Annotated in this window: 15 protein-coding genes; 6 read left to right on the top strand and 9 right to left on the bottom strand. The window is 72.1% G+C overall.

The window, feature by feature from the left end:
• The first annotated feature begins 10 nt into the window (after positions 1–10).
• The 3 genes from AB0L65_RS45300 (at position 11) to AB0L65_RS45290 (ending at position 2,693) form a co-directional block, all read left to right on the top strand.
• Positions 11–184, top strand: coding sequence for a hypothetical protein (locus AB0L65_RS45300; protein WP_185072132.1), 174 nt, complete (start codon positions 11–13; stop codon positions 182–184).
• A gap of 101 nt (positions 185–285) precedes the next feature.
• A complete protein-coding gene (locus AB0L65_RS45295) occupies positions 286–813 on the top strand; it encodes a TlpA disulfide reductase family protein (RefSeq protein ID WP_364259517.1) in 528 nt (175 codons plus the stop codon).
• Positions 810–2,693 carry an ABC transporter ATP-binding protein gene (locus AB0L65_RS45290; RefSeq protein WP_364259514.1) on the top strand — a complete coding sequence of 628 codons (1,884 nt, stop codon included), beginning with the start codon at positions 810–812 and terminating at the stop codon, positions 2,691–2,693. Before AB0L65_RS45295 ends, AB0L65_RS45290 begins: the two co-directional genes overlap by 4 nt.
• On the opposite strand, the gene AB0L65_RS45285 is transcribed toward AB0L65_RS45290, so the two are convergent.
• The 8 genes from AB0L65_RS45285 to AB0L65_RS45250 form a co-directional block, all read right to left on the bottom strand.
• Positions 2,618–3,097: a S26 family signal peptidase gene (locus AB0L65_RS45285; protein ID WP_364259511.1), complete on the bottom strand. Its 480-nt coding sequence runs from the start codon at positions 3,095–3,097 to the stop codon at positions 2,618–2,620. The two genes, AB0L65_RS45290 and AB0L65_RS45285, sit on opposite strands and share 76 nt — an antisense overlap.
• Before the next feature lie 163 nt (positions 3,098–3,260).
• Entirely contained in the window at positions 3,261–3,617 is a 357-nt protein-coding gene (locus tag AB0L65_RS45280; RefSeq protein ID WP_364259508.1) for a sulfite exporter TauE/SafE family protein, read from the bottom strand.
• A gap of 113 nt (positions 3,618–3,730) precedes the next feature.
• Positions 3,731–3,982, bottom strand: a complete 252-nt coding sequence (locus AB0L65_RS45275; protein ID WP_364259505.1) for a hypothetical protein — start codon at positions 3,980–3,982, stop codon at positions 3,731–3,733.
• The gene (locus AB0L65_RS45270) at positions 3,979–4,950 is read right to left on the bottom strand and encodes a branched-chain amino acid ABC transporter permease (RefSeq protein ID WP_364259502.1); all 972 of its coding nucleotides are present in this window, start codon (positions 4,948–4,950) and stop codon (positions 3,979–3,981) included. The genes AB0L65_RS45275 and AB0L65_RS45270 overlap by 4 nt, the downstream gene beginning before the upstream one ends.
• Positions 4,947–5,807, bottom strand: coding sequence for a branched-chain amino acid ABC transporter permease (locus AB0L65_RS45265; protein ID WP_355201440.1), 861 nt, complete (start codon positions 5,805–5,807; stop codon positions 4,947–4,949). The genes AB0L65_RS45270 and AB0L65_RS45265 overlap by 4 nt, the downstream gene beginning before the upstream one ends.
• Positions 5,804–6,463 carry an ABC transporter ATP-binding protein gene (locus tag AB0L65_RS45260; RefSeq protein ID WP_364259498.1) on the bottom strand — a complete coding sequence of 220 codons (660 nt, stop codon included), beginning with the start codon at positions 6,461–6,463 and terminating at the stop codon, positions 5,804–5,806. Before AB0L65_RS45260 ends, AB0L65_RS45265 begins: the two co-directional genes overlap by 4 nt.
• Positions 6,460–7,215, bottom strand: coding sequence for an ABC transporter ATP-binding protein (locus tag AB0L65_RS45255; protein WP_350736675.1), 756 nt, complete (start codon positions 7,213–7,215; stop codon positions 6,460–6,462). Before AB0L65_RS45255 ends, AB0L65_RS45260 begins: the two co-directional genes overlap by 4 nt.
• 3 nt (positions 7,216–7,218) lie before the next feature.
• Entirely contained in the window at positions 7,219–8,400 is a 1,182-nt protein-coding gene (locus AB0L65_RS45250) for an ABC transporter substrate-binding protein (protein WP_364259495.1), read from the bottom strand.
• A gap of 85 nt (positions 8,401–8,485) precedes the next feature.
• Here AB0L65_RS45250 and AB0L65_RS45245 point away from each other — a divergent pair, with 85 nt between their 5' ends.
• Genes AB0L65_RS45245 through AB0L65_RS45235 form a run of 3 tightly spaced genes read left to right on the top strand, consistent with a single transcriptional unit; the run spans position 8,486 to position 11,935 of the window.
• Entirely contained in the window at positions 8,486–9,292 is an 807-nt protein-coding gene (locus AB0L65_RS45245) for a PaaX family transcriptional regulator C-terminal domain-containing protein (RefSeq protein ID WP_364259492.1), read from the top strand.
• A gap of 51 nt (positions 9,293–9,343) precedes the next feature.
• The gene (locus AB0L65_RS45240; protein WP_364259489.1) at positions 9,344–10,828 is read left to right on the top strand and encodes a long-chain fatty acid--CoA ligase; all 1,485 of its coding nucleotides are present in this window, start codon (positions 9,344–9,346) and stop codon (positions 10,826–10,828) included.
• 6 nt (positions 10,829–10,834) lie between these two features.
• A complete protein-coding gene (locus AB0L65_RS45235; RefSeq protein ID WP_364259486.1) occupies positions 10,835–11,935 on the top strand; it encodes a 5-methyltetrahydropteroyltriglutamate--homocysteine S-methyltransferase in 1,101 nt (366 codons plus the stop codon).
• Between the two features lie 15 nt (positions 11,936–11,950).
• On the opposite strand, the gene AB0L65_RS45230 is transcribed toward AB0L65_RS45235, so the two are convergent.
• Positions 11,951–13,273, bottom strand: a complete 1,323-nt coding sequence (locus tag AB0L65_RS45230) for a Gfo/Idh/MocA family oxidoreductase (RefSeq protein ID WP_364259483.1) — start codon at positions 13,271–13,273, stop codon at positions 11,951–11,953.
• Positions 13,274–13,334 lie beyond the last annotated feature (61 nt).

The raw sequence follows: 13,334 nt of genomic DNA, 5'->3' as shown, positions 1-13,334 counted from the left end.
GGAGGTCGCCATGATCCGCGCACTCAACAAGCTGGGAGACCGCCTCCTCGACAAGTTCCTGCCGTCGGCGAACGCCTCGGCCGCGTGCTGGACCGACTGGTGCTGCCAGGGCAAGTTCTGCCGGACCTGCTGCTACCACGACTCCACCGGCACGACCAACTGCGGCAGCTTCGACTACTGCTGACGCGCCCTACCGACAGCCCCCAGGACAGTGCGGGCCGACACCAGGCCGGCACCGTCCTGGTGGGTTTTCCGTGCTTCGCCGCCCACCCCTGAGGAGCTCGCATGCCGTATCTCGTGGCCGCCGTCGTCGTCGTCGGATTGCTGTGCCTGGTGGATCTGGTGCTGACCCTGGCGGTGATCCGCCGGCTGCGCGTGCACACGCTGCGGCTGGCCGAGCTGGCGCCGACGGGCGCCCCGATGGTGCAGCCGGGAACGACGCTGGGCGATTTCAGCGCGACCGCCCTCGGCGGCGAGACCGTGTCGCGCGCGTTCTTCACGGGGCCCTCCGTGGTGGCGGTGTTCTCCACCGAATGCGCGTCCTGCCACGAGCGGCTGCCGGAGTTCGCGTCCTACCTGGCCGACAACCGTCCCGAACGCGTGCTGGCCGTGGTCACGGGCGACCCCGACGAGGCCAGGCTGTTCACCGGCGAGCTGACCTCGGCCACCGTCGTGGTCGAGCCGATGGGCGGCCCGGTGAGCAGGGCGTTGCGGGTCTCCCGGTTCCCCAGCTTCTACCTGGTCGACGGGGACGGGGTGGTCGTCGCGGCCGACACCGCCCCGGGCAGGCTGCCGGCGGCCACGCGCCGATGACCTCTCCTGCCGGGCACGGCGGCGCCACGCCGCGACGGCGCTTTCGCGCGGCCGCGGCGTCGGCCTGGCGGGCGCACCCGGCCGCCGTCCTGGCATCCGGGATCACGGTGCTGCTCATGGGCCTGGTCCCGGTGGTCACCGCGTGGCTGACCAAGCTCGTGCTCGACGGGCTGGCGGCCGGGGCGGGCCTTGCCGAGCTGCTCCCGTACGGCGTGGCTCTCGGCGTGACCGGCCTGGCGGGCGCGGCCCTGCCCGCGGCCGCGGAGTACGCCCAGGAGCAGCTGCGCCGCGCGCTCCAGGTGCTGATCCAGGACCGGCTCTTCCAGGCCGTCAACGCCCACCCGGGCCTGAGCCGATTCGAGAACCCGGCCTTCCACGACCGCGTACGGCTGGCGCAGGACGCCGGCCAGAACGCGCCGCAGCGGATCGTCCGTTCCTCCCTGGGGATCGCCCAGGGAGCCGTCACCCTCGCCGGGTTCACTGCGGCGCTGGCCGTGCTGGCACCGGGGATGATCCTCGTCGTGGCGCTCTCCGCGCTCCCCTCGGTCCGCGCCCAGCTCGACCTGTCGCGGCGTCGCGCCGGGATGATGTGGGGCGTCAGCTCGAGGAGCCGGCGGCAGATCTTCTTCGCCGGCCTGCTCACCAGCCCCGACGCGGCCAAGGAGATCCGGCTGTTCGGCCTCGGCGACTTCCTGCGCGCCAGGATGCTGGGCGAGCTGCGCGCGGTCAACGCCGCCGAGCAGGGGCTCGCCCGCAGGACCCTGCGTACCCAGGGGACGCTGTCGCTGCTCGGGGCGGCCGTCGCCGCGCTCGGCCTGCTCTGGGCGATCAGCGGCGCCGCGTCCGGCACGCTGAGCGTCGGCGACGTCGCCGTGTTCGTCGCGGCCGTCGCCGGGGTGCAGTCCGCGCTCGCGTCGATCGTCGGCCAGTCCGCCGACGCGCACAACGCGCTGCTGATGTTCGGGCACTACCTCGACGTCGTGGCCGACGCGCCGGACCTGCCCGTCCCGCGGCGTCCGCGCCCCGTCCCCGCGCTGCGCGAGGGCATCGAGGTGCGCGACGTGTGGTTCCGGTACGACGACGCGCATCCGTGGGTGCTGCGCGGAATCGACCTGTTCATCCCGCGCGGCGGCTCCCTCGCCCTCGTCGGGCTGAACGGCGTGGGCAAGAGCACCCTGGTCAAGCTGATCTGCCGGCTGTACGACCCGGTACGCGGGTCCATCCACTGGGACGGCGCCGACCTGCGGGAGATGGACCCCGCCGAGCTGCGCGGCCGCATCGGCGCGGTGTTCCAGGACTACATGTCGTACGACCTGACCGCGGCCGAGAACATCGGGCTCGGCGACGTCACGGCGCTCGACGACCGGGACCGGGTCGAGGCCGCCGCCAGGCTGGCCGGTGTCCACGAGACGGTCGCCGGGCTGCCGCGCGGCTACGACACGCTGCTGAGCCGGATCTTCTTCGGCGACCGGGACGACCCCCAGGCCGGAGTGGTGCTGTCCGGCGGGCAGTGGCAGCGCCTCGCGCTGGCCCGCGCCCTGATGCGGAAGGGGCGGGACCTGCTCGTCCTCGACGAGCCGAGCTCCGGCCTGGACGCGCAGGCCGAGCACGCCATCCACCAGAGCCTGCGCCGTCACCGCGCGGGACGGACCAGCCTGCTGATCTCGCACCGGCTCGGCGCGGTACGGGAAGCGGACGTGATCGCCGTGCTCGCCGAGGGGCGGATCGCCGAGCGCGGCTCGCACGCGGAGCTGATGGCGCTGGGAGGGGAGTACGCGGGACTGTTCACCCTGCAGGCGCAGGGCTACGAGCCGACGGAGTCGGGGGAGGGGGCGAGCCGGCGGACGACGACGCCGAGCACGCGGTCGAACGGCACGTAACCCCATGCCCGCGAGTCCTCGCTGACCGGCCCGTCACCGAGGACGACCAGCCGGCCCGCCGGCACCGTGTCGCCCGGCGACGCCTCCACCCGGGCCATGACCTGGGCGGGCACCGGGTCGCCCGGTACGGCTACCGCGCGCTTGATGAACCACATGGCCGCCCCCGGCCGAGGCAGCGGTCCCGTACGCCACTTCCCCCCGGGCAGCGCGGTCTGCAGCACCACGACCTGGCCGCGCCTGACACCCGACCCCGTGGTCCTGCGGACGAGCACCCGGTCGCCCGTGCGGTAGGTCGGCAGCATGCTCGCCCCGCTGATCCGTACGACGACGAACCGCCGCCGGGCGACGACCAGAGCGGCGGCCAGGGCCGCGATCGGGGTCAGCAGGATCATGACGCGCCGCACGGCGCCCTCCAAAGTCGATCACCATGGGTGGACTGCCGACACTAATGCCCGATCGCCTCCGCCGGGGCGGGGGTTCGGCGCACCCGTACCGCCGGCACGATCAGGACGACGCGTTCATCGCCCGCGACGCGATCATGTCAAGCGAGGCAGCCCGCGGCCTGCTTCAGCGGACGAGCAGATGGACGAGGGCGACTCCGCCGACGGCCACGATCAGGAAGCGTAGCGTCGCAGGGCTGAAGCGGCGGCCCGCCTCGGCGCCGAGGCGGCCGCCGAGCAGGGCGGCGACGCTCAGCTTGAGCAGGCGCCGGGACTGGCCGCGGAGCTCTCGGCAGTACCCGATGGCTCCGCTGATGGATCCGGGGATCAGGCCGAGCGCGTTGGTGACCGTGGCGGTGACGGGCGGGAGGCCGATGGCGAGCAGTACGGGGAAGGTGATGAGGGTTCCGGAGCCGACGACGGTGTTGAGCGCGCCGGCGCAGATGCTCGTCGCGAAGACGGCGAGCATCTCCCAGGGGGTCACGACGTTCCCGCCGGACAGCGGTCAGGGGAGGCGCTGCTCATGGCCGGCGGGGTCGTCGTCATGCGGCCGACGTTAGACGGGAAAAGCTTCGATACCCGGCGAAGCGTCGGCGCTCACAGCGCCGCCGACAGGTCGGGCGGCGGCGCGTCGTGGAGGTGCGTGGACAGGCCGGAGTCGCGGTTGTCGAACCGGATGACGTGCAGGCCGCGGTCGACGAGCTCCGCGCAGAGGCCGTCCGGCCAGTTGATCAGCTGCCCGGCGAGGCCCATCACCAGGAGCACGGGCGGGGCCTGGGGGTCGCCGAGGCGCTCGTACGCGACCTCGATGCCCGACGGACCGACGTTCAGCGCCTTCTCAACGGTCACCGATGAATCATCCCCCGGCGGTCCCGGTTGACGCGGCCGGAGACGGCGGGGAGCAGGCCGCGGGGCAGGAAGAGCACGACCAGGATGAGGACGAGCGCGTACACGGCGTACGACAGCACGCCGGGCGCGTACGACGGCATCCCCGGCAGCGCGGCCAGGCTGTTCAGCCCCTGCACGAGCAGCGTGATCGCGGTCGCGCCGACCACGGCGCCCCAGATCGTGCCCAGCCCTCCGACCACGGCCATCACGATGTACTGGATCGAGATGAGCACGGGGAACGAGCCCGGCGCCACGTACCCCGTGTAGAAGCAGTAGATCCCGCCCGCGAGCCCCGCGAACGCCGCCGACAACGCGAACACCACCAGCTTGTACCGCCCGACCGGGATCCCCGAGGACGCGGCGGCGGTCTCGCTGGTGGCCAGCGCGCGCAGGGCGCGGCCCGGCCGCGAGGTGATCACGTTCCGGGTCACCAGCATCACCAGCGCCAGCCCGATCCAGGTCAGGTACGCGTACGCGGACGCGCCGCCCGCCTCGAACGACCCGACCGAGAACTGCGGGATGGCCTGCAGCCCGATGTCTCCGCCGGTGACCTCCAGCTGCCCGGCCAGCGAGAGCAGGATGAGCTGCATGGCCAGCGTCGCGAACGCCAGATGGTGCCCGCGCAGCCGCAGTAGCGGCACGCCGATCACCAGCGCCGATGCGGCCGCCACCACCGGCGCGGCGATCAGCCCGGCCAGCGGCGGCACGCCGTGCAGGGACAGCAACGCGGCGGTGTAGGCGCCGACGGCGTAGAAGGCGCCCTGGCCCAGCGACACCTGCCCGGCGTAGCCCATCAGCAGCGACACCCCGACGGTGACCATCGCGGCCAGCCCGAGCAGGATGTACACGGCCAGCGCGCTGTCGTCGAGCACCGCGGGCAGGGCCAGCGTCACGGCCGCGACCAGCAGCCCGGCCACCAGGCGGATCATGTCTGCTCCTGCGAAATGGCCGAGCGCCGGCTCGCCTGTACGATCATGACGACGATCATGAGACCCAGCGCCACCTCCAGCTGGTGCGATCCGTAGCCGTACCCGGCGGCCATGGTCTCGGCCACGCCCAGCAGCAGCGCTCCGGCCAGCGTGATCACGGGCCGGGTGAGCGCGCCGAAGACGGCCGCGGCGAAGGCGTTCACGATGAGCGTGACGTCGGTGTCGAACGAGATCGGCCGCAGCGGCGTCACCAGCACCCCGGCGATCCCGCCGAGCAGCCCGCCCAGCGCGAACGCCAGCAGCCCCATCAGCCGCGTGTCGATCCCGACCACGCGCGCGGCGTACGGGTTGGAGGCGCACGCCGTCAGCGCCTTGCCCAGGTAGGTGCGCCCGAAGAAGAGCGCCAGCAGCGCGAACGCGGCCGCCGTCACGCCGATGACCAGCAGGTGCTGCGTCTGGACGCGCGCGCCCGCCAGCGTCACCGAGCCCGCCAGGCCGGGCGCCGAGCGCGGCTGGTCGCCCCACAGGACGATCTCGACGGCGTACGCGAGCACGCCCACGCCGAGCGTCACGATGAGGGACGACAGCGGCGTGGTGCCCCGCCGGCCGATGGCGGCCAGGCCGGTCAGCAGCCCCGCCAGCGCCGCGACCAGGACGGCGGCCAGCTCGCTCAGCCCGTGCGGGAACCCGAGCCCGAGCAGCGACGACGTGCACAGCCCGGCCACGACCGCGAACGTGCCCTGCGCGAAGTTCACCACGCCCGTGACGCGGTGGATCACGACCAGGCCGCTGGCGATGAGCGCGACCGCGCACCCGACCGCGAGCCCGTTCAGCAGGTATGTGAGGAAGGCGCTCATGTGATCGCCCCGCCCAGGTACGCGCTGGCCACCCGAGGGTCGCCGGCCAGCTCCGCGCACTCGCCCTCGGCCACCACCCGACCTGACTCCAGCACGTACGCCCGCCCGCACAGGTCGAACGCCAGCCGCGCGTTCTGCTCGATGAGCAGTACGGTCAGCCCCTGCTCCCGGTTCAGCTCGGCGAGGTGGCCGGCCAGGTCGGCGGTCACGTTCGGGGCCAGGCCCAGGGAGAGCTCGTCCACCACGAGCACCTCGGGCCGCGACATCAGGGCCCGCCCGAACGCCACCATCTGCTGCTCGCCCCCCGACAGCACCCCTGCCTGCCGCCCGGCCAGCTCCGCCAGCCGGGGGAGCAGCCCGTACACGGACGAGGGATCCCGTAAACCCGACCGCCACCCGCCCAACGCCAGGTTGTCGGCGACCGACAGGTCCGGGAAGAGCTGGCGGCCCTCCGGGATGAGCGCCAGCCTGCCCCCGATCCCGACCGTGCCCGCGGCGGGCCGGAGCAGCCCGGCGAGGGTGTTGGCCAGCGTGGACTTGCCCGCGCCGTTCGGGCCGAGCAGGGCGACCATCTCGCCCCGCCCCACCGTGAGCGTGACGTGGTCGAGCGCGGTCGCGGTGCCGTACGAGACGACCAGGTCCTTGACGTCGATCATGCGGTCTGCCCGAGGTAGGCGGCGAGCACCAGCGGATCGGCCCGCACCTCGGCGGGCGAGCCGTCGGCGATGACCCGGCCCAGGTCGAGCACCACCACGCGGTCGGCCAGCCGGGTCACGAACGCGACGTCGTGCTCGACCAGCAGGATCGTCAGCCCGTCCGCGCGCAGCTCCTCCACCAGCGCCGCGAGCCGCTCGCGCTCCTGGCCGCGCAGCCCCGAGGCGGGCTCGTCGAGCAGCAGCAGCCGGGGCCGGGCGCACAGGGCGCGGGCGAGCTGGAGCGCCCGCTGCTGCCCGATGGGCAGCAGGTCGGCGGGCCGGTCCGCCCACTCGGCCAGCCCCACGCGGCTCAGCACGGCATCCGCCTCGGCGGTGATCTCGCGTTCGTCGCGCCGGTGCCGCGGCAGCCGCAGCGCCGCCGACACGAACCCCGCACCGGTACGGCCGTGCATCCCGACCATGACGTTCTCCCTGACCGTCATGCCGCGGAACACCCTGGCCGCCTGGAACACGATCGACATGCCGAGCCTGGCCCGCCGGTGCGGCGCGAGCCGGTCCACCCGGTGCCCGCGGAACGAGATCTGGCCGTGGTCGGCCGTCAGATGCCCGGTGATGAGGTTGAACAGCGTGGACTTGCCCGCCCCGTTCGGCCCGATGACGCCGCAGACTTCGCCGTCCGCGACGGCCAGGGACACGTCGCGGACGGCGTAGACGCCCCCGAAGGAGCGGGAGAGCCCCGTGACCGTCAGCACCCGCTACCCCACGCCGACGGTCTTGGTGAGCTGCTCCTTGGCCCAGTCGGTGGGAACGAACTTCCCGTTCTGCACCGTGTTGACCGAGATGAACTCGGGGGAGAGCCCGGAGTGGTCGGTGGGGGAGTAGCGGAAGCGGCCGTTGGGCGTGACCAGGTCCATGGTCTCCAGGGCCTGCTGCACCTTGGCCTTGTCGGTGCTGTTCGCCTTCTTGATCGCCTCGAAGAGCAGCAGGCTCGCGCTGTAGCCGTCCTGTGCGAACTGCGGTGGCGGATAGCCGTGTTTCTGCTGGTACGGCTTGGCCATCTGCTCGATGACCTGCTTCTGCTTGCCGTCGGGCAGGTATTCGCCGACGACGCCGATGGCGCTCTGCACCGTCATGCCCTCGGCCGAGCCGCCCATCGGCTCCAGCCACAGCTTGCTGGCCTGCGACGCGGTCAGGAACAGCGGCGTCTTGAGCCCCGAGGCCACGTACTGCTTGGCCGCCGTCACGCCGGGCGCGCCCGAGCCCCAGAACACCAGCGCCTCGGCGGCGGAGTCGCGCACGTGGGTGAAGAGCGGGCTGAAGTCGGAGGTGGTCGTCTCGTACGGCTCGTCCACGGCGACCTTCACGCCGTACTTGGACGCGAGCGCGATCATCGACTTGTGGCCGGAGACCGAATAGGCGCTCTTGGAGTCCCAGGCCACGGCGATCGTCTTGATGCCCTTGGCCTGGATGTACTGCAGGTAACGCTCGGCGTACATGCCGGACAGGGCGGGGGTGACGAAGATGTACGACTTGATCGGCTCGACCTGCTCCTGGGCGGGGGCCAGCGACAGGTACGGCATCTTGTCGCGCTGCGCGAGCGGCTCGACCGCCAGCGCCGAGTTGGAGAACACCGGGCCGATCAGCACGTCGATGTCGCCCTTGATCTGGTTGTAGGCCACGATGCCCTGGTCGGGGGCGGTCTTGTCGTCGCGCGCGACCAGCTCCACCTTGCGGCCGAGCAGCCCGCCCTGCCCGTTGACCTGCTCGACGGCCAGCTCGACGGCCTTCTTGTCCTCGCTGCCCAGCGGCGTGTAGTTGCCGGTGAGGGAGACGATGAGGCCGACCTTGATCGGGTCTTGGGCGCCGCCGCCGGAATCACCGCCGCAGGCGGTCGCGGCCAACGCGAGACAAACCAGAGAAGGAAGAAGCCTGCGCATTCAGGACCTCCTGGGATGTGGCCCTGAATGTAGGCAGTTATATTACGGCTGTCAATACATTGCCCAATATCCCGGAAGGACTTAGATGCGGCCTCAGTCGGTGATTCTGACGTTCCTCGGCGATCACGTGTACGGCCGCGGGATCTGCGTGTCCTCGGGCAGCTTCATCGAGGCGTTCGCCAAGGTCGGGATCTCGGAGGAGGCGACGCGTTCGACGCTGACCCGGATGGTCCGCCGCGGCCTGCTGCGCCGCCAGCGTTCGGGCCGCCGCATGTACTTCGGCCTCACCCCGACGAGCACCGAGGTGCTCAAGGACGGCGAGCGGCGCATCTGGCACAGCGGCGTCGTCAACGACGCGGACGAGGACCGCTGGACGCTGATCGGCTTCTCGCTGCCCGAGTCCTGGCAGCGGCAGCGGCACGAGCTGCGCTCGCGGCTGGTCTGGGCCGGGTTCGGGCCGCTGCAGAACGGCCTGTGGATCGCTCCCGGCGACGTGGACGCCGCGCACGTGATCGAGGACCTCGGCGCGAACGTGAAGGTCTTCTCCGCCGAGCCCCGGCACCCCACCGACATGCAGGCGCTGGTCGGTGACGCCTACGACCTGTCGGGCCTGGGCGAGCGCTACCGGGAGTTCCTGCGCCGCTGGGACCGGGCCGACCCGGCGGCGGACGCGCCCGACGACCTGGCGCGCTCGCTGACGCTGCTGACCGGCTGGCTGCAGATCATCAGGGCCGATCCGCGGCTGCCGCTGCGGTACCTGCCGCACGACTGGCCGGCGGAGAAGGCCCAGCGGGTGTGCCACACGCTGCACGAGCGGTTCAGGCCGGAGGCGGGGCGGATCGCGGAGCGGCTCCTCGACGTTGTGCCGGATGAAACTTGGGCAGAACGGTGACAGCCATCGCCCAGTGGCCTAACTTGATGGCTTGAGCGTCAAGGAGCGCCGATGCGGAATCAGGGGATTGGCTCGTGGCCCGCACGCCGGGCCCGCATGACGCCCGAACGGGTGGCGGTGACGTACCGGGGACACGACCGCACGTACCGTGAGCTGAGCGAGCGGGCGTACCGGCTGGCCTCGGCGCTCGGCGTGGGGCGCGGCGAGCGGGTCGCCTTCCTCGGGGTCAACCAGCCCGCGCTGGTGGAGACGCTCTTCGCGGCGGGGCTGGTGGGGGCCGTGTTCGTGCCGCTCAACGCCCGGCTGGCCCGGCCGGAGCTGCGGTACATCCTGGAGGACGCGCAGGCGTCGGTGCTCGTGCTGGGCGAGGAGCAGGACGGCGAGGGGCTGCCGGGGCGGCACGTCACCGACTATGAGACGCTGCTCGCCTCCGGCTCGCCCGAGCCGATCGACGAGCCGGTGCGCCAGGACGACGTGTGCCTGATCATGTACACGTCCGGGACGACGGGACGCCCCAAGGGGGCCATGCTCACCCACGCCAACCTGACCTGGAACACCTTCAACCTGCTGGTCGACGTGCCGCTCGCGCACGACGAGGTCACGCTGGTCGGCGCGCCGCTGTTCCACATCGCGGCGCTGGCCCAGACGCTGGTGCCGACCGTGCTCAAGGGCGGCCGGATCATCCTGGAGCCCTCCTTCGACGTGGACCGGACGTTCGACCTGATCGAGGCGGAGCGGGTGACCGTGATGTTCGGGGTGCCGTCGATGTTCGGCTTCCTCACGCGGTCGCCGCGCTGGGCGGAGGCGGACCTGTCGAGCCTGCGGCACCTGCTGTGCGGGGGAGCGCCGGTGCCCGAACCGCTGATCCGGATTTATCAGGATCGGGGGCTGACGTTCCTGCAGGGGTACGGCATGACCGAGACGGCGCCCGGTGCCCTCTTCCTCGGGGCCGAGCACTCGATCGCCAAGGCGGGCTCGGCCGGGGTGCCGTGCTTCTTCTCCGACGTACGGCTGGTCGCGCCCGACGGCTCTCCGGCGGGTCCCGGCGAGCCCGGCGAGGTGTACGTACAGGGGCCCAACGTCATGACCGGCTACTGGCGGCGGCCGGAGGAGACCGCGAAGGTGCTGTCGGCGGACGGCTGGTTCCGCTCGGGCGACGTCGGCATCGCCGACGAGGACGGCTACGTGCGCATCTCCGACCGCCTCAAGGACGTGATCATCTCCGGTGGCGAGAACATCTATCCCGCCGAGGTGGAGAGCGTCCTGTTCGGGCACGACGCGGTCGCCGAGTGCGCGGTGATCGGCGTGCCGGACGACACGTGGGGCGAGGTGGGCAAGGCGCTGGTCGTGCCGGCCCCGGACGCCGCGATCGAGCCCGATGAGCTGCTGGCGTACCTGGACGGCCGCCTGGCCCGCTTCAAAATCCCGAAATATCTGCAATTCGTCTCTGAGCTGCCGAAGAACGCGGCGGGCAAGCTGCTCAAAGCCCACCTCAGACAGCTCTACGGGCACAACTTTGACGACCAGAGGAGATGACCTTCGATGCGCACCTCGCCGCCGTTCCGCGCGGACCACGTCGGCAGCCTGCTCCGCCCGCCCGCGCTGCTCCGCGCCCGCGAGACCCTCACGGGCGACGCGCTGCGGGAGGCCGAGGACGAGGCCATCAGGGAGGTGGTACGCCGCCAGGAGGAGATCGGGCTGCAGAGCGCCACCGACGGCGAGTTCCGGCGGGCCTCGTGGCACATGGACTTCATCTACCGGCTCGGCGGCATCGGCCAGGCCACCGACGAGCACATCACGGTGCGCTTCCACAATGAGCAGGGGGACATCGAGTTCACCCCGGCGGCGCTGCGCGTGCACGAGCGGATCCGGCTGAACGAGCCGATCTTCGCCGACGACTTCACGTTCCTGCGCGACACCGCCACCACGAACGTGCCGAAGCTGACCATCCCCTCGCCGAGCATGGTCCACTACCGGGGCGGGCCGGCGGCCATCGACCCCGAGGTCTACCCGGACGTGGAGGAGTTCTGGCGGGACCTGAGCGCGGCCTACGCCGAGCAGGTGCGCAGGATCGGCGCGCTGGGGTGCACGTACCTGCAGTTCGACGACACGAGCCTGGCGTACCTGAACGACCCGGCCCAGCGGGCGGAGCTGAGCTCGCGCGGGGACGACGCCGAGCACATGCACCTGCGCTACATCAAGCAGATCAACGCCGCCCTGGCCGCCAAGCCCGCCGGGATGACGATCACCACCCACATGTGCCGGGGGAACTTCCGCTCCTCCTGGGCGGCCTCGGGCGGGTACGACTTCGTGGCGGAGGCGCTGTTCGGCGAGCTGAAGGTGGACGGGTTCTTCCTGGAGTTCGACGACGAGCGGTCCGGGGGCTTCGAGCCGCTGCGCTTCGTGCCGCCGGGGAAGATGGTGGTGCTGGGGCTGGTCACGACCAAGCGGGGCGAGCTGGAGTCGAAGGACACGCTCAAGCGGCGGATCGACGAGGCCGCCAAGTTCGTCGACCTCGACCAGATCTGCCTGTCGCCGCAGTGCGGGTTCTCCTCGACGGTGGAGGGCAACCAGCTCACGGCCGACGAGCAGTTCGCCAAGCTCCGCCTGATCGTCGAGACGGCCCAGGAGGTCTGGGGCTAGCCACCCACCCGCCCTTCACGCGTGGGGGCGGAACGTGACGACCGAGCCCGTGCGGCGGGCCTGCTCGGCGGCCCACACCACGCGGTGGGTCATGAGGCTCTCGAACGCGTCCGAGCGCAGCGGCGACGGGTCGCCCGAGGCGACGGCGGCGAGGAAGGCGTCCACCAGGCCCTCGTCCCCGCCGCCGTGCCCGTCCGCCGCCGAGGCCCCCTCCGAAGCGCCCGCCGAGCCCTCCGCCGCTCCGGCACCCGCCGAAGCTCCCCGCGCGCCCGCGTGGGAGGCGGTCGCGTCGACGATTTCCTCCTCGCCCGTGCGGAAGTCCACCACGCGCAGGGTGCGGCCGTCGCCGTCGACGTAGCCGTGGGTGCCGAACAGCCGCGTCCGCCGGTCCTCCATCGGCGTGAACGCGCTCATCGTGAACGAGCACGTCGCCCCGTCGTCGAACTCCATCACCACCTCCTGGTGATCGACCACGTCGTTGTCGCACGCGTACACGCACCGCCCGTACGGCCCCACCCGGAGCGCCTCCAGCACCGCCTCCCGCGTGCGCCCGGGCGTGACGGCCGACAGCGGCCAGAACTCGCTCGACGGGTCCCCGAGGCACCCGAGATAGAGCCGCGGCGCCGAGTACGGGCAGGACGGCTCCAGGGGGCAGTCCATGCACCGGTCCGCGGCCGACGCGGGGCGGTCCTCGGCGCGGAAGTGGGACAGGGAGCCGAACGACGACACCCGCGCGGGCGGCCGGCCGAAGAGGTGCACGAGCCAGTCGATGTCGTGGCACGCCTTGGCCAGGAGCATCGGCGCCGAGGTGTCCTGGCGGCGCCAGTGGCCGCGGACGAAGGAGTGCGCCTGGTGCCACCACCCCACCGGCTCGAGGTGCTGGACGCTGATCAGCCGCCCGATCCGGCCGGAGTCGAGCAGGTCCCGCACGGCCCGCGTGTATGGCGTGTACCGCAGCACGTGGCACACGGCCAGCATGATCCCGTTGCGCCTGGCGGCCTCGGCGATCCGCGCCGCCTCACGCTCGTCCGGAGCCATCGGCTTCTCCAGGAGAATGTGGTAACCGAGGTCCGCCAGCGCCACCGCGGGGTCGGTGTGCAGCTGGTCCTGCGTGGCGATGACGACCGCGTCGGCCAGCCGATCCGCCGCCGCCAGCTCCTTCCACCCGGGGAACGCCGACTCGGCCGGGACGCCGAACTCCGCCGCGAACGCGGCGCGGCGCCGCGGGTCGGGCTCCGCGACCGCCACCACCCGCCCCGCGCCCGTGGCGTGCGCGTGGCGGGCGTAGGTCAGCCCTCGCAGGCCGCCGCCGACGACGGCTAGAGTCACCTCAGTCATGGAACCTTCCCGGCGAAATATCATGGAGACCATCATTATTAGGAGTCGGCTGGCTGACGGC

The organism is Nonomuraea sp. NPDC052116 (assembly GCF_040680035.1).
GTDB lineage: Bacteria > Actinomycetota > Actinomycetes > Streptosporangiales > Streptosporangiaceae > Nonomuraea > Nonomuraea angiospora_A.
Note: the sequence above shows the minus strand (reverse complement) of the source record. Positions and strands in the feature narration are given on the sequence as shown.